The sequence below is a fragment of the Paenibacillus ginsengihumi DSM 21568 genome, from assembly GCF_000380965.1.
GTDB classification, from domain to species: domain Bacteria; phylum Bacillota; class Bacilli; order Paenibacillales; family NBRC-103111; genus Paenibacillus_G; species Paenibacillus_G ginsengihumi.
The window spans coordinates 1-16,270 of sequence record NZ_KB905586.1; the positions used below are offsets into that span (position 1 = coordinate 1).

15 protein-coding genes and 1 pseudogene are annotated in these 16,270 nt (G+C 52.4%); all 16 read left to right on the forward strand.

What is annotated here, in order from left to right; all coding sequences use genetic code 11:
- The first annotated feature begins 338 nt into the window (after positions 1-338).
- The 16 genes and pseudogenes from F591_RS0117745 to F591_RS0117825 all read left to right on the forward strand — a co-directional run bounded on the left by F591_RS0117745 (position 339) and on the right by F591_RS0117825 (position 16,166).
- Entirely contained in the window at positions 339-875 is a 537-nt protein-coding gene (locus F591_RS0117745; protein WP_019535962.1) for a type III toxin-antitoxin system ToxN/AbiQ family toxin, read from the forward strand.
- 130 nt (positions 876-1,005) lie between these two features.
- Positions 1,006-1,362, forward strand: coding sequence for a DUF6572 domain-containing protein (locus tag F591_RS28380; RefSeq protein ID WP_019535963.1), 357 nt, complete (start codon positions 1,006-1,008; stop codon positions 1,360-1,362).
- Between the two features lie 573 nt (positions 1,363-1,935).
- Complete coding sequence (locus F591_RS0117760; RefSeq protein ID WP_019535965.1) at positions 1,936-3,417, forward strand: sugar ABC transporter ATP-binding protein; 1,482 nt, start codon at positions 1,936-1,938, stop codon at positions 3,415-3,417.
- Between the two features lie 7 nt (positions 3,418-3,424).
- Positions 3,425-4,393 carry an ABC transporter permease subunit gene (locus F591_RS0117765; protein ID WP_026326701.1) on the forward strand — a complete coding sequence of 323 codons (969 nt, stop codon included), beginning with the start codon at positions 3,425-3,427 and terminating at the stop codon, positions 4,391-4,393.
- 12 nt (positions 4,394-4,405) lie between these two features.
- Positions 4,406-5,332 carry a ribose ABC transporter substrate-binding protein RbsB gene (gene rbsB, locus F591_RS0117770; protein WP_019535967.1) on the forward strand — a complete coding sequence of 309 codons (927 nt, stop codon included), beginning with the start codon at positions 4,406-4,408 and terminating at the stop codon, positions 5,330-5,332.
- 495 nt (positions 5,333-5,827) lie between these two features.
- On the forward strand, positions 5,828-6,814 hold the full coding sequence (locus tag F591_RS0117775) for a thiamine pyrophosphate-dependent dehydrogenase E1 component subunit alpha (protein WP_019535968.1): 987 nt from the start codon (positions 5,828-5,830) through the stop codon (positions 6,812-6,814).
- Between the two features lie 53 nt (positions 6,815-6,867).
- Positions 6,868-7,845: an alpha-ketoacid dehydrogenase subunit beta gene (locus F591_RS0117780; RefSeq protein ID WP_019535969.1), complete on the forward strand. Its 978-nt coding sequence runs from the start codon at positions 6,868-6,870 to the stop codon at positions 7,843-7,845.
- A 21-nt stretch (positions 7,846-7,866) separates the two neighbouring features.
- Complete coding sequence (locus tag F591_RS0117785; protein WP_019535970.1) at positions 7,867-9,231, forward strand: dihydrolipoamide acetyltransferase family protein; 1,365 nt, start codon at positions 7,867-7,869, stop codon at positions 9,229-9,231.
- Between the two features lie 26 nt (positions 9,232-9,257).
- Complete coding sequence (lpdA, locus tag F591_RS0117790) at positions 9,258-10,637, forward strand: dihydrolipoyl dehydrogenase (protein WP_019535971.1); 1,380 nt, start codon at positions 9,258-9,260, stop codon at positions 10,635-10,637.
- A 24-nt stretch (positions 10,638-10,661) separates the two neighbouring features.
- Positions 10,662-10,826 (forward strand): annotated as a pseudogene (locus F591_RS30560) (putative PEP-binding protein); the annotation flags it as partial.
- A 117-nt stretch (positions 10,827-10,943) separates the two neighbouring features.
- Positions 10,944-12,242, forward strand: coding sequence for an NAD(P)H-dependent oxidoreductase (locus F591_RS0117795; RefSeq protein ID WP_019535972.1), 1,299 nt, complete (start codon positions 10,944-10,946; stop codon positions 12,240-12,242).
- Positions 12,243-12,690: 448 nt separating this feature from the next.
- On the forward strand, positions 12,691-13,656 hold the full coding sequence (locus F591_RS0117805; protein WP_019535974.1) for a sugar-binding transcriptional regulator: 966 nt from the start codon (positions 12,691-12,693) through the stop codon (positions 13,654-13,656).
- Between the two features lie 149 nt (positions 13,657-13,805).
- On the forward strand, positions 13,806-14,183 hold the full coding sequence (locus F591_RS28385) for a transcriptional regulator GutM (RefSeq protein ID WP_019535975.1): 378 nt from the start codon (positions 13,806-13,808) through the stop codon (positions 14,181-14,183).
- Between the two features lie 15 nt (positions 14,184-14,198).
- Positions 14,199-14,726 (forward strand): PTS glucitol/sorbitol transporter subunit IIC, encoded by a 528-nt coding sequence (gene srlA, locus F591_RS0117815; protein ID WP_019535976.1) that lies wholly within the window; start codon positions 14,199-14,201, stop codon positions 14,724-14,726.
- A gap of 23 nt (positions 14,727-14,749) precedes the next feature.
- Complete coding sequence (gene srlE, locus F591_RS0117820) at positions 14,750-15,769, forward strand: PTS glucitol/sorbitol transporter subunit IIB (RefSeq protein ID WP_019535977.1); 1,020 nt, start codon at positions 14,750-14,752, stop codon at positions 15,767-15,769.
- Between the two features lie 31 nt (positions 15,770-15,800).
- Positions 15,801-16,166 (forward strand): PTS glucitol/sorbitol transporter subunit IIA, encoded by a 366-nt coding sequence (locus F591_RS0117825; RefSeq protein WP_019535978.1) that lies wholly within the window; start codon positions 15,801-15,803, stop codon positions 16,164-16,166.
- Positions 16,167-16,270: the final 104 nt, after the last annotated feature.

Here is a 16,270-nt window from a genome sequence, read left to right on the forward strand (position 1 = left end):
TCTGCGCAGAGACAGACGGGAAGCACTCAAGGAATATAAGAGAGAAATCAAGCGAAAAAAAGCAAAGGAAAAACACCGTGGAAGGTGATTTTTTGGGGATCATTGCTTGACAGATTTTTAAACCCTTCTTACAATAATAAATGAGAAAATGAAGTGTTTTCCATAAAAAGCCGGAGATCCTCTACCGTATAAGTGAGGAACGAAAAAAGCCGGAGATCCTCTACCGTATAAGTGAGGAACGAAAAAAGCCGGAGATCCTCTACCGTATAAGTGAGGAACGAAAAAAGTATGTCGAAGGTAGCGATTTTTCGCTACCTTTCGTTTTTGGGAGAGTTAGGATGAGCAAAACGATTAAGATATGCGGGGTCCAATCAGCATATTTAGACTACCTGCGTCAATTTGATCAATCGGTAAGCAAAGATTCGACTCAAAGAAGAAAGTTTGTTGGAATTGTCCTTGAAGTGAATGGTCATTCGTATTATGCTCCCTTATCTTCTCCTAAGCCCAAACATCAATGGATTTCGGATAAGGCACCAGATGTTGTCAAAATCGATGATGGAAAATTGGGAGTCATAAACTTGAATAACATGATTCCCATTTTTCCCTCAGCGATTATTCCGATTGATATTGCGAGTGAATCGGACCCGAAATATCGCCAATTGCTAACAAAACAAATGTTGTTTATTAGGGCAAACGAGGAATTCATTAAGAAAAAAGCCAAACGACTATATCAAATCATAAGGAGTAAAAAACAACCCAAGCTAAATGATCGGTGCTGTGATTTCCTCTTATTGGAACAGATGACTATGCGATTTGGAATGGTGTCGCCAATCACGGTGGAAGAGGTTGCAACGGGAGATGCAGGGGATCAATAGGGAGGGGAAGGAAAGACCAGATGGTCGGTCTCGATGTTTCTTTTAGGAACAAGACTGCCTCAAGCCTTAGAAGAATAACATAGCGCTACATTTATCTTTAGATAAAAGTGGTTAGAAAAAGGATGATAAGATGGGCATCCGCGATTTGGATACGATCGATAAAATCGGTACAGATAAAGAAACAGGGCATGTTGTTTTAACGATGGTGGATAAGCATGATTGGACCGATGAAATGCAGCATCTTTATGAACTGCAAGAAAAGATCAATGTTTATCTTTCCTACATTGAAAGCGGCGAGCTATACAGCGATTACCCCGAATTTAAAGGCCGCGAGATTGACATCTTACTTTGCTCTCAGTACGAAATTCCACTCAAAGGTATAGGATTTCTGCATAAAGCGGCAGAGGTCGTCCGAAATGCAGGTTATCATCTAAAGTGCATTGAATGGAATCCCGAAGGCGAGGAAAACTGGAAGGTTATTTTTTGAGGGGTTCATAAGGCAAACAAGGGGGCATCCGACAACAGATGCCCTTTTCTTTTTCATTTACTGTTCATCTCCAAAATAATCCGCAATCTGGCATTGCAACCTTTCGATTTTTGCTTTTTCTGATTTGGAAAATCATGTTGGAATATAAAGAAATCGGCTTAAGCGGCATTCGAGCTTCCGCGATTACGTTCGGCGCCATGAGCATCGGCGAAGTCTCCAGATGTACTTTCCCAACGGTCTCTCCCTCGGCGCCCAATCCGACAAGTGATGAATCCCCCAAAACGGTCAGTTATTCGGACAGCATTTTCATGTTTAAATCTACTTCGTATGAATTTATGTTTAGTTATTATGATATATTGTTTAATAAACATTTAGTTTGGAAAAGCATATTTTAAGCAAAAATGGATATTGACACCGCTTTATTTGGGTGTTAGGATAACTTCAAGCCGATAATTATACGGGGTGGAAGTAAATAGCGGCATGAGATGTTTTGATTAGTTTAGTTTTGTTTAGTAAAAATTCTAATTTATGAAAGCGGCGGCGAAATCGCTCAAAACCAAGAGGTGATCATGGGTGCATATTAAAATGGAGGGCATTCATAAATCTTTTGGCGCCAACCGTGTGCTGGCCGGCGTGGATTTTGAACTGCTCGAAGGGGAAGTTCATGCCCTGATGGGCGAGAACGGAGCCGGGAAATCGACGCTGATGAATATTTTGACCGGAATTCACACACGGGACGCCGGTTCCATTATCATTGACGGGAAGGAAGTCTCCTTCTCTAACCCGCGGGAAGCGGAAGACTACGGGATTGCCTTTATTCACCAGGAACTGAATATTTGGCCGGATATGACCGTGCTGGAGAACCTGTTTGTCGGTAAAGAGCACACCTATGGATGGGGATTTTTAAATTCCGGAAAAATGAAAGCGTTAGCAGAGGAGCAGATGAGCAAGCTCTCCCTCTCGCTTCCCCTGGACCAGCTCGCCGGGAACTGCTCAGTGGGACAGCAGCAGATGATCGAGATTTGCAAGGCGTTGATGACCAAAGCCGAAGTGATTATCATGGATGAACCGACCTCGGCGCTGACGGAAAGGGAAATCCGCACATTGTTCGAGGTGATCGGGGCGCTTAAATCAAACGGCGTCTCCATCGTTTATATCTCGCACCGGATGGAAGAAATTTTTGAAATTTGCGACCGGATCACGGTGATGCGCGATGGCTGCACGGTCGACACGAAGGCGATTCCCGAAACCGGTTTCGACGAGGTCGTGCGAAAAATGGTCGGCCGGGAATTAACCGACCGCTTTCCCCGGCGCGAGGTTTCCCCAGGCCCGGTTGTCCTGGAGATCAAGAACGCCTCCAGGAAAGGTGTTTTTGAGCAGGTTAATTTCTTCGTGCATTCCGGGGAAATTCTCGGCATTTCCGGTTTGATGGGCGCAGGCCGGACGGAAATTATGCGGGCTTTGTATGGTCTTGATCCGCTTGATTCCGGCGAAATTCGTCTTGACGGCAAGCCTGTGCGCATTCAAAGTCCGTCGGATGCAGTCAAGTATGGAATCGGTTTCGTTACGGAAGACCGAAAGGATGAAGGGCTCGTCCTGGAATTTTCCGTTAGGGAAAACATGGCGCTCCCCAATTTGTTCAGCTTCGGAAAAAACGGATGGATTAACGATAAAGCGGAGAAGGCTTTTGCCGAAATGCTGAAAGATCGTCTGCAAGTCAAGACGGAGTCGATCGAGACGCCGGTCAAGAACTTGTCCGGAGGCAATCAGCAGAAGGTAGTTATCGCCAAATGGATCGGTATCGGGCTCAAAGTGCTTATCCTCGATGAACCGACAAGAGGCGTCGACGTCGGTGCAAAGCGCGAGATTTATCAGTTGATGAACGAACTGACAGAGCGAGGCGTCGCTATAATCATGGTCTCCTCCGAGCTACCGGAAGTGCTCGGTATGAGCGACAGGATTCTGGTGGTGCACGAAGGGCGGATTGCCGGAGAATTGACAAGCCGGGAGGCTACTCAGGAGAAAATTATGACATTTGCCGCAGGAGGGAAATAAAATGAGCATGCCAAGCAATGAGATCAAGGCAACTTCATATCGAAGCACTGTCTCTTCCGCCATTCCAAGTCTGGGACCGATGCTGGGGCTCATTATTCTGGTGATCATCGTAACCATCTTGAATCCGGCTTTTTTGGAACCGCTTAATATTCTGAATCTGCTGCGCCAGGTGGCCATCAACGCACTGATCGCCTTCGGCATGACCTTCGTCATTCTGACGGGCGGAATTGACCTATCGGTCGGCTCTACCCTCGCGCTGTCCAGCGCGATCATGGCAAGTATGCTCGTCTCCGGTACGCCGCCTCTCATCGCGATCTCGGCCGGCTGTATTTTGGGAGCCGGGCTGGGTGCCGTGAACGGCATCATGGTCACCAAGGGAAAAATGGCCCCGTTTATCGCCACTTTGGCCACAATGACCATCTATCGGGGGCTAACCATGGTCTTTACCGAGGGCAATCCGATTACGGGACTGGGAGACGATTGGCTATTCCAGTTGTTCGGGCGGGGCTACTTCCTGGGGATTCCCGTTCCGGCCGTTACCATGGCGATCATGTTCGCCCTGCTCTGGGTCCTGCTGAACAAAACCTCGTTCGGCCGTAAAATCTACGCGATCGGCGGCAATGAGAAAGCGGCGCTGATATCCGGAATTAAAGTCCAGCGCGTCAAAATTATGGTTTACTCGTTAGCGGGCTTTCTGGCGGCGTTGTCCGGGGGCATCCTTACCTCCAGGCTCGACTCGGCCCAGCCGACCGCCGGCAGCTCCTATGAGCTTGACGCCATCGCCGCGGTCGTTCTCGGCGGAACTAGCCTGTCCGGCGGGCGCGGGCGGATTGTCGGAACATTGGTCGGCGCCCTGATCATCGGCACATTGAACAACGGATTGAATCTGCTGGGCGTGTCTTCATTTTATCAAGCAGTCGTTAAAGGTGTCGTTATCGCCATCGCGGTTCTCATGGACCGGAAGAAAGCCGCATAGGGGGACTGGGACATGAACAAAATCACTCATCTGCTTATAGCCGCACTGCTCCTGATGTTTCTTAACGGTTGTTCGCTTGAGCCGCCGTCCTGGGCTAAGGCGAAGTCCGGCGAGGAACTGAAGGATGTCAGGATTGGACTATCCATGTCCACCCTAAACAACCCTTTCTTCGTGTACTTAAAGGATATGGTCGTACAGGAAGCAAAAAAACAGGGGTTTGAAGTGATTGTCGTCGATGCGCAAAACGATTCGGCCAAGCAAAACAACGACGTCGAGGATCTGATCCAAAGAGGCGTCGATGCCGTGCTGATCAATCCCACCGATTCCTCGGCTATTTCAACGGCGGTGCAAACGGCCAACCTGGTCGGAATCCCCGTGATTACCATTGACCGCTCCGCCGATAAAGGCGATGTCGCCTCATTGATCGCCTCGGATAACGTGGTCGGAGGAAAAATGGCCGCACAATATATCATCGACCAGCTAGGGGAAGGAGCGGTCGTCGCCGAGCTGGAAGGCATTCCGGGAACCTCGGCCGCACGCGAACGCGGAGAGGGCTTTCACTCGCTGGCCGACACGAAGCTCAACGTCGTGGTCAAGCAGGCGGCCGATTTTGACCGCACCAAAGGCCTGAATGTGATGGAAAACTTGCTGCAGGGCAACCCGAACATCCAGGCGGTATTCGCGCAAAACGACGAAATGGCGCTTGGCGCGATAGAGGCTATCTCCAGTTCCGGTAAAGATATTCTCGTGGTCGGTTTCGACGGAAGCGCAGATGCGCTGCAAGCGATCAAGGATGGCAAACTGTCCGCCACGATCGCGCAGCAGTTCGACCTGATCGGCCGGAAGGCGGTGCAGACCGCAGCCGATCTATTGCAAGGCAAGACCGTCGAGAAATATATCCCGGTCGATATCAAACTGGTCACGAAAGACAATATGTAACACAGCTTTTTCAAACAGCCATTGTCTCCGTTTTCACTGGCGGGCCGATGGCTGTTTGGCGCTTCGCAATCTTCTCAATCCTCTTGGCGATCTCGCGTCGGCCTGTGTTCAACTCTCTTCCAACCGATTCATACCAGCAGGTAATCCGTTCCCAACGAACTCTCGAAATGTTTACCTCGCCACTGGCGACGACAAAAGCAAGTTGGCCCCCTATGAAAAGAGCATTCCTCTCTTCCGACAACTCTCCGCTTCACGTATTAGGCGTTTTGATCCCTGTCTCGCAAAACGGGGGGGGGCAGTCTCCTGCCAGCTAGGCAGGCTTTTTTAATGTGCGATTACATATGTATTTTAAATGTACAATTGTAAGAGTCGTTTAGGGATGATAGACTTATGAATTGACAAATGTAATTGGGTGTTGACAAACGACGCACGCCGGAAGTAAACTATATTTACAAATGTAATATATACGAACAAATGTAAATGGAGGGTTCGCATATGGCAATGAAGGTCAGCGACGGGGTGCAATTATCCACGGAAAGGCTGCTGGAGCTTTATCACCAAATGTGGCTGGTTAGATATTTCGATGAGAAAGTCGACGAATTTTTTGCCAAAGGCTTGATTCATGGCACGACCCACCTGTGCGTCGGGCAGGAAGCGACGGCTGTAGGCGCTTGTGCCGTTCTGGAGGAGCGGGACAAAATCACGAGCACGCATCGCGGACATGGGCATTGTATCGCCAAGGGTGCGCAGGCCGACCGCATGATGGCGGAGCTGTTCGGCAGAGAAACCGGCTATTGTAAAGGGAAAGGCGGCTCCATGCATATCGCCGATGTGGAGAAGGGGAATCTCGGCGCGAACGGCATTGTCGGCGGGGGCATTCCGATTGCAGCCGGCGCTGCGCTTACCTCCAAAATGAAAAATTTGGGCTATGTCGTCCTTTGCTTCTTCGGAGACGGCGCCAGCAATGAGGGGAGCTTCCATGAAGCGATCAATTTGGCGGCGATCTGGAAGCTTCCGGTCATCTTTTTCTGCGAAAATAACCAATACGGCATGTCTGGTCCAGTCAAGGAGATGGTCGCGATCGAGAACATTGCCGACCGGTCGAAGGCATACGGTATTCCCGGAGTTGTCGTGGATGGAAACGATATTTTTGAAGTGATGAAGGTTACAGAAGAAGCGGTGCGGCGAGCGAGACAAGGAGAAGGCCCGACCTTAATCGAAGCGAAGACCTACCGCTGGAAAGGCCATTCCAAGAGCGACGCCAAAAAATATCGCACCCGCGAAGAAGAGCAGCAATGGCGAGAAGAAAAGGACCCGATTGAGAAAATGGCGGCAAGGCTGATCGGGGATCAGATCGCTTCCAGGGAGCAGCTTGAGGCATTGCGGATCAAAGCATATGAAGAGATCGAAGCGGCTGTCCAGTTTGCCGAAGCGAGTCCGATGCCGAATCCGGACACCATCACCGAAGACGTGTTCGCCTGAAGGCTTTTGGAAATTCATCATTCAAAATACATGGGTTGAGGGAGCAATCAATGATGAGAGAAATCACCTATCTGGAAGCGCTTAGAGAATCGATGTCCCAAATCATGCGGGAAAACGAGGACGTTTTCATGCTGGGAGAGGACATTGGCGTCTATGGGGGAGCTTTTGGGGTATCCAGAGGCATGATCGAGGAATTCGGGCCGGAACGGATTCGCAATACGCCGATTTCCGAATCGGCCATCGCCGGTGCGGCGGTCGGTGCGGCATTGACCGGGATGCGCCCGATACTTGAGCTGCAGTTTTCCGATTTTATTACGATCGCGATGGATCAGATTGTCAACCAGGCGGCCAAAATCCGCTACATGTACGGCGGCAAAGGGAAAGTGCCGATGGTGGTGCGGACCCCCGCGGGCTCGGGTACCGGTGCAGCGGCGCAGCATTCGCAAAGCCTCGAAGCGTGGATGACCCACATTCCGGGGCTGAAGGTCATTCAGCCTTCTACGGCTTATGATGCCAAAGGACTGCTGCGGGCGGCGATTGAAGACGATAACCCGGTTATTTTTTATGAGCATAAATTGCTGTATCGAACCAAGGGGCATGTACCCGAGGAGCCGTATACGCTGCCGATCGGCAAGGCCGATGTCAAGCGTGCGGGAACGGATGTGACCGTCGTCGCTACCTCGATCATGGTGCACAAGGCTTTGGAAGCGGCCGAGCTGCTGGAGAAGGAAGGGATTCAGATCGAGGTCATCGATCCGAGAACGCTGGTGCCGCTCGATATAGAGACGATCGTAGAGTCTGTGAAGAAGACAAGCCGTTTGGTCGTCGTACACGAAGCGGTAAAACGCAGCGGCTTCGGCGCCGAAATCGTAAGCCAGGTCATGGAAAGCGATGCTTTCGATTATTTGGATGCGCCGATTCAAAGACTGGGAGGGCTCGACGTTCCCATTCCATACAATCCGATCATGGAGAAGAAAGCCGTACCTCAAATCGACGATATCGTGAGCGCGGTTAAACGGACGCTCAAGTAAGCGACAGGGAGGCCCTAAGGCATGCTAAACGAAGTATTTATGCCGAAGCTCGGCATGACGATGGAAACCGGCACGATCATTCAATGGTTTAAAAATCCGGGAGACCCTGTCAAGCAAGGAGACATTCTCCTTGAAGTCATGACGGATAAAATCAATATTGAAGTCGAAGCGTATCATTCCGGAGTTTTGCTGAAAAGATACTTCGAAGCCGATGCGGTAGTTCCGGTTAACCATGTCATCGGCTATATCGGCGATCCTGGAGATACCGCACCGGATACTCCGCCGGACATTTCCGGGGGAGAAGCGTCGTCCTCGAACGAGGGGGAAGCGCAGGGCGCGTCCTCAGATCAAGCTTCCGCTGCGGAGCCGGAGAACCTGCCCAATGCAGCGACATCCGGCGAAAAGCCGCGGGCAACGCCGGCCGCGCGCAAAGCGGCCCGTGATCGCCATGTCGCGCTGCAGCAAGTAAAGGGCAGCGGCGAGCACGGCCGCATCCACCGCGCCGATGTGGAAAGTTACGTTGCCGCGGCGCAGAAGCAAGCCGCAGCGGCGGTCAGAGCGACTCCGCTCGCCCGGAAGATCGCCTCCGACCATGGCGTCGATCTCGCTCCAATAGAAGGAAGCGGGGAACGCGGCAAGGTGCTTCGTTCGGATGTGGAGCGGGCGCTTGCGGCGGCGAAAAATCAGCCGTCCAGGGACAAGCGAGTGATCAAAATGCAGGGCATGCGAAAAATCATTGCCCAGCGCATGTCACAAAGCGCCTACACGGCCCCTCACGTGACGATCACCACGACGGTAGACATGACGGCGGCCAAGGCGCTGCGTGCCGAGCTGCTGCCGGTGATCGAGAAACAGACAGGGCTGCGCCTGTCCTTCACGGAAATGATGCTCAAGGCGGTTGCCGCTTGCCTGATGAAGCATCCGACCTTGAATGCCCGCTGGGAGAACGATGAGGTTGTATTGCAGGATGACGCGAATATCGGCTTAGCGGTGTCGGTCAAAGACGGGCTTCTGGTGCCGGTCCTGTTCGGGACGCAGCGGATGGGGCTGGCCGAGCTGGTCATGAAATCGAAGGAGCTGGCGGGCAAGGCGCGCGAGAACAGGCTGAAGCCTGAGGATTTGAGCGGCGGCTCGTTCACGGTCAGCAATCTGGGCATGTATGCGGTAGACTCTTTTACACCGATCATTAACCAGCCGGAGGTAGCGATTCTCGGGATCGGTCAGATTCAGGAAAAGCCCGCTGTTATCGGCGGTGAGCTGAAAGTGCGTCCGATGATGACGCTCAGCCTGTCCTTCGACCATCGCGTAGTCGACGGCGCGCCTGCGGCGGCATTTTTAACAGATTTGAAGCAAGTGTTGGAGCAGCCGTATCAACTGCTGATCTGATCATAAACGGGCTGAGGTGAAATAAAGTGGATTCCTTTGATATTGCCGTGATTGGCGGAGGGCCGGGCGGATATGTGGCGGCCATTCGCGCAGCCAAGCTGGGGCGGTCGGTTGTCGTGATTGAAGGCGCGGAGCTGGGAGGAACTTGCCTAAACCGAGGCTGCATTCCTTCCAAAACATTGCTGCATTTGGCGGAAACGGCGGAAACGATCAAAAAGGCGGCAGCCTATGGAATTAAGACGGGGCCGATTGAACTGGATTGGGATGCGATGCTGAACAGGCAGGGGCAGGTTATGAAGACGCTTCGCGGGGGCATCGACGGTCTGTTAAAGGTCAACCGAATCCGTCATATCCGCGGCTGGGGAAAAGTATTGCCGACGCGCGAGATTGAGGTAACTGCGGAATCAGGCGTCAGTAAGTTGCGGGCGGACAAGGTGATCCTGGCTACCGGCTCGAAGCCGTTTGTGCCTCCGATCGCCGGCCTGGAAGGACTTCCTTACCAGACGAGCGATACTGTTTTTCAAATGCAGCGGATACCGCAGTCGATGACGATCATTGGCGGAGGGGTGATCGGCGCCGAGTTCGCCGCAATTTTTTCGGCCTTCGGCACGAAGGTGACGGTTGTTGAGGCTGCGGACCGCATGGTGCCTACGGAAGACGAAGCCGCTTCGCAGGCGCTCGCCAAAGCGCTCAAGCAGCGGGGCGTGGAGCTTTATACCGGCACGAAGGTGGAGCAGGTCGGATTCGGCAACGGACAGTTTACACTGAGCGCTTCTTCCGATGGCAAGACCTTCGGGCATTCCGCGGAGGAGCTGCTTGTTGCTGTGGGGCGTGTACCGAACCTCGCCGGTCTGGAGGAGCTCGGCTTGCGGATGAACGGACGCTTTGTCGATGTTAACGAACATTTGGAGACGAGTCTTGCGAATATTTACGCGATCGGCGATGTCGTCGGAGGGTACCAGCTTGCCCATGTCGCCAGCGCCGAAGGGCTTGTTGCAGCCGCTAACGCTGCGGGAAAGCAAGAGCGGATGAATTACAAGGTCGTTCCGCGCTGTATTTATACGCATCCGGAAATCGCCAGTGTAGGGATGACCGAGAAGGAAGCCAGGCAAAGCGGCGCTGCCGTTAAGGTCCAGACCTATGCCTTGCGCGGTAACGGAAAGGCTATATCCATGGGCGATACCGATGGGTTTGTAAAAGTCATCGCCGATGAAAAGTATGGCGAGATTTTAGGAGTAACTATGGTCGGGCCGCACGTAACCGAAATGATTACGACCGCTTCCTCCTTCATGCATCTGGAGGGGACCGTGACGGAGTGGGCTCAGCTCATCCATCCGCATCCGACGGTTTCCGAATCGTTATATGAAGCGGTGAACGGTTGGATGGGTCTGGGCGTTAATCATTAATGCGATTTAAGGATGGGCCTTTCAAAGGGGAAGGCGGTTAAGCCTCACCTGAAAACAGGCGTATGCGGAGAGCATGGCGGAGATAAACAGTCGATCTATTTCTGCCATAAGGCAGGCCTGGACTATGTCAGCTGCTCGCCTTACCGGGTGCCGCTGGCTCGGATCGCCGTGTGGTTGACACTGATCTGATTTGTGTTTTACAATTACAAATGTAAATGATTAAGACATATGTAAAAGCAGCGTGCTTCATTATTATGATTTTTATTCAGTCATCATATTCCATGACAGAAACGGGGAGAATTTCAGATGAGCTTAAACAAAAAGCTGTTGGAGCTGCACCGCCAGGGCGGCTTCATCCGTGTAGGATTGGTCGGAGCCGGTCAAATGGGACGCGGGATGATTTCGCAAATTGGGAGCATGAAGGGGATGCGCGTCGTGGCTACGGCCGATGTGCGCCCGGAAAATGCCAAAAATGCTTATTTGTTCGCGGGAGTGTCGGCGGACGCGATCGTCGAGACGAGAGATCTGGAGAAGGCTGAGCGGGCGATCGAGCAGTGCCAAGTCGTCGTCACCGATGACATGCAGCTGCTGCTGGCGCTGCCGAACGTGGATGTGATCGTTGACGCTACCGGCATACCGAGTGTCGGCGCCGAAATCGCCTGGAAGGCGATTCTAAACAAGAAGCATATTGTCATGCTGAATGTTGAGACCGATGTGACCGTAGGTCCGCTGCTGAACAAGATGGCTTCCGCCGCAGGCGTCGTGTATACCGGCTCCGCCGGCGACGAGCCGGGGGCCGTCATGGAGCTGTACAACTTTGCGGATGCGATCGGGTTCGAGGTACTGGCTATCGGCAAAGGGAAAAACAACCCGCTGAACGTGCAGGCAACGCCCGATTCAGCCCGGGAGTATGCGCTTAGCGTAGGCGCGAATCCGAAGATGATCGCTTCATTCCAGGATGGTACGAAAACGATGATCGAAATGACGGCCGTTGCCAATGCGACAGGCTTCGTGCCGGATCAACCTGGCATGCACGGCCCATCGGCGACGGTGGAAGAGCTTGCGCAAGTGCTCCGGCTCCAACAGGACGGCGGGATCTTAAGCAAAACCGGCGTAGTCGAATACGTCAACGGCGTCGCCCCTGGCGTCTTCGTTATCGTAACCTCCAGCAAAGAAGAAGTCGTTCATGAGATGAAATATTTGAAGATGGGCCAAGGGCCGAATTTTGTGCTCTTCCGTCCGTATCATTTGTGCAGCCTGGAGACGCCGCTTTCCGTCGCCGGAGCGTATTTCTACAACGAGCAAACGATTGCGCCCTGGAAAGGTCTTGTGGCCGAAACGGTAACGATTGCCAAGAAGGACCTCCAGCCAGGCGACCGTCTGGACGGCATCGGAGGCTTTACGGTGTACGGAAAAATTATGACCGCAGCGGAAGCGAAATCGCTGAATGCGCTGCCGATTGGACTTGTGCAGGCACAAACGGTCACCCGCGCGATCAAAGCCGGCGAAGTCATTACGTATGACGATATCGAGCAATCGACAAGCTCTGTCATCTGGGAGCTGCGGAAGCTGCAGGATCAGGCGCTGCAAACGGGCAGTCTGTAAAATCAGGGGGCATGAGGATGCGCTCGTTACCGAGACAAGCGATGGCTTTTGCCAAAAACATCCGCTGGCTGCAGTTGCGCTACTCTTGATCTGTGCGTTCATCGAGTTCATATCTTACGGGGGAGACTTCGGGCTCCCCTCATTTATATCATCTGTCGCCCGCATCCTTCTCGAAGGCACGGCGGCTATGGTCCTTCTTGACGTATGCTCGCGTGACAAGGCCGACGTCCTCTCCCGGGGAGCTGCGGCCGGGAAGCATTCCGGGGTTCCACCTGTATAGCGAAGCCAATAGGCCGTGCGTTGCCGCCACCTTGCCCGAACTGTTTGTCGGGAAGGTGGATTTTGTCATCTTCATTGGCGGGATTTTTTTGAAGCCAGTATTACGCGAGATGTGATATAATTCGTCGTAAAGAAGTGAATCCAGTTCGGATGGGGTTGATCGATATTGATGACGGATGAGGAAAGAAAGTTTTTGCTCAAAATTAGCCGCATGTATTATTTAGACGAGCTCACCCAGGCTGAAATTGCCAAGAAGGTGGGCGTATCGAGACCGATCATTTCCAAGGGGCTGCAGAAGGCACGGAACGAGGGACTGGTCGAAATCATCATTCATGATGAAGCAGAGCATACGATCAACCTGGAGCAGGAGATTGCAAACGCTTTTTCACTGGTTGACGTTATTGTGGTGCCAACCGCCGAGATGCCCGCTGAGGTGGCCAAAAATGCGCTGTCCAAGGCGGCGGCTGCCTATGTTCTAAAGCAGCTGAAGGATGCGAGTATTACCAAGCTGGGCATTTCATGGGGGACAACCCTCGCCAATATAGTGAAGGAATGGCCGAACGAAGCCCATGAGCAGTTAAAAGTGATTCCCCTGATTGGCGGGATGGGCTCTAACCGCATCGAGCTTCACTCCAATCAGCTTGCTTACGAGCTGTCCAAGAAGCTGGGCTGTAACTGCGAGTCGCTGTACGCGCCAGCGATTGTAGAAACGGAGCAATTCCGCGAGCTGCTGCTGCAAACGCCGACGGTTGCCGACGTGCTGGAAGAAGCGAAAAAGATTGATCTGGCGATCGTGGGGATCGGCAATCCTTATGTTGATTCGACGATGGAAGAGATCGGCTATATCGGCGCGGAGGAATTGAAGAGCTTGAAGGCGGCCGGGGTCGTGGGGGATATTAACTCCTGTTTTGTTTGCGAGGACGGAAGCATAGCCAAAAATACGATCAACGAACGGGTCATCGGGGTCAATGTGGACGACTTGAAGCAGGTGGATAAAGTCATCGCCGTTGTGCAAGGAGTGCACAAGGTAGACAGCATCATAGCCACGCTTCGCGGAGGGTATGTGGATACGCTGATCACAGACGAACAGACCGCTGCGGAACTGGTGCATAAAATAAAAGGATTGGTGAAATAATACCGTTCATCATGGTTGCAGCGCATGCAGCCATTTTTTGTTCGGCAAGCGGTCAATTTTTTTATTGACACTGAAAATGAAAGCGATTTATAATACAAATGTAAACGATGATGACATTTGTAAATGAGCCGCTTAAGGGGGGAATAAAAATGCAATGGTGGAACACGGCAATCCTGTTATTTATTGTTGCGTGGTTTCTCCAAATTGCACTGAGCTACGTACAAAGCAAGCATTATCAACAAACCGTGCGTGCGATGTCCGGTCAAGGTAGTGGTTTTTTGGGAGTCGGGGTTGCCAAAAGAAAGCTCGGAATCGGCTCAGTCGTGATACTGGTCACCGATTTGAGCGGCGTCGTCACACAGGCCAAAGAGCTGACGGGCGTAACGGTTTTCGGGAGGTTTAAGCAGGCGAGTGACTTTGTCGGAAAGACGATTCACGAATTAGAACAGTTCAATCTGGATAAATCGCGGTTCCATGCGGCGAAAAATGCCGTAGAGCAGATCAAACAACAAACACAGAATCGCTAACGAGGAGGAGATCACATGGATGTTCTGGTTCATTTGGCCGAAGGCTTTATCGGCATGTTCAATGAGGGCGGCAAAACATTTGTCGGATTGCTGACGGGGATTGTGCCTACTTTGATTTGCTTGATTACGGTGATCAACGCCATTATTAAATTCGTCGGCGAAGAACGAATCAATCGTTTTGCCCAAAAAACAACGAAATACGCCATTCTGCGGTACACGGTGTTCCCTGTATTGGCGGTCTTCTTCCTGACCAACCCGATGTGCTACAGTTTTGGCAAGTTCCTGCCGGAGCGCCAGAAGCCTGCATTTTACGATTCGGCCGTCTCCTTCGTTCATCCGATCACCGGTCTGTTCCCGCATGCGAACGCTTCGGAGCTCTTCGTTTACCTCGGCATCGCCAACGGGATCACGGCGCTAGGTCTTTCGCTTGGGCCGCTGGCCATTCGCTTCTTCCTTGTGGGCGTTCTGGTCATTCTGATGCGCGGATTGGTTACGGAATGGATTACTGCAGCGATGATGCGTAAAAAAGAATCTCAGGCTTAATCCACAGGTAGGGGGAACTATTCATGACAAAATCGGTATATCAAGCGGTAAAGGTCAACAAGGGCGCTGGCGGTTGGGGAACAGGACTTGTAATCCGGCCGGATGAAACGAAGCGGTACGTTGTTTCCGTCACCGGCGGAGGCATTCACCCCGTAGCTCAACGAATCGCCGACCTGACCGGAGCGGAAGCGGTCGATGGCTTCAACACCTCGATCGAAAGCGAGAAAATGGCGTGTGTCGTGATCGACTGCGGAGGCACAGCCCGCTGCGGCGTATATCCCAAGATGGGCGTCATGACTATCAACATTCACCAAACCTCCCCTTCGGGTCCGCTGATGCGCTTCATTAACGAAGAGAACTTCGTATCGGGAGTCCATGAAGATTGCATTTCGCTGCTCAATGACAGCCAGGCGGCCGCAGCTCACACCAGTGCGCCCGCAGCGACCCGGTCGGTCAAGGAGATTAAAGAAGAGGCGAAAGCAAAAGCTAAGGAGATGTACAAGCAGCCTCAAAAGTCCAATTTCATCGTATCGATCGGCCGCGTGATGGGAAATGTGGTCAGCGTCTTTTACCAGGCCGGACGCGAAACGATGGAGATGGTGCTCAAAAATATTCTCCCGTTCATGGCATTTGTAAGCGCGATCATGGGGATCATTGTATTTACTGGGATTGGCGATATTATTGCCCACTTCGTTACCCCGCTGGCAGGGAATATCGGCGGACTGCTCGTTCTGTCCGTGATCTGCGCCATTCCGATTCTTTCGCCGATGCTGGGGCCGGGAGCGGTCATCGCGCAGGTTGTCGGCGTGCTTGTCGGAACGGAGATCGGCAAGGGGAATATTCCTCCGCAGCTGGCACTGCCTGCTTTGTTCGCTATCAACCCGCAGGTCGGCGCCGATTTCGTTCCCGTCGGTCTTACGTTAGGCGAAGCCAAGCCGGAAACGATTGAGGTCGGCGTGCCCGCAGTGCTGCTCTCCCGCCAGATTACAGGGCCGATCGCCGTGCTGATCGCCTATGTTTGCAGCTTTGGTCTGTATTCCTAAAAAGCGGTGATATTACTCGGAGGTGTTGTCGGTGCGAACCTTATACGAAGCTACGATTACAGAAATCGGAACGGATGTCCCTTTTATCATCGAAGAGCATGTCGTTATTTTCTTTGACGTCAGGGCGCCCAAGGAACTGCACGATGTGGCGGTTGTTCACCAGGGCGGAGCGCTGCATTCGGATATTGCGGCCGGAGATACCTTCCTGTATAACGGCACGCGTTATCGGGTCATCTTCGTCGGCGATACGGCCAACGCATCCATCCGGGATTTAGGCCACTATACTCTAAACTTTACCGGCGATACTTCGGAAACGCTTCCCGGCAGCATTTATGTCGAGAAAGCGGATGTTCCTGAACTGAAGCCCGGGGCTGTTTTTAAATTTGTTCGCGAGTAGACGAGCAGAGATAGATATCTATGACGAATGAATCCTCGTCATCGGTCGGCGGACCAACCGACAAATTTTCAAGTGGACGCCCATGACGGATAGATTAGGAAGTT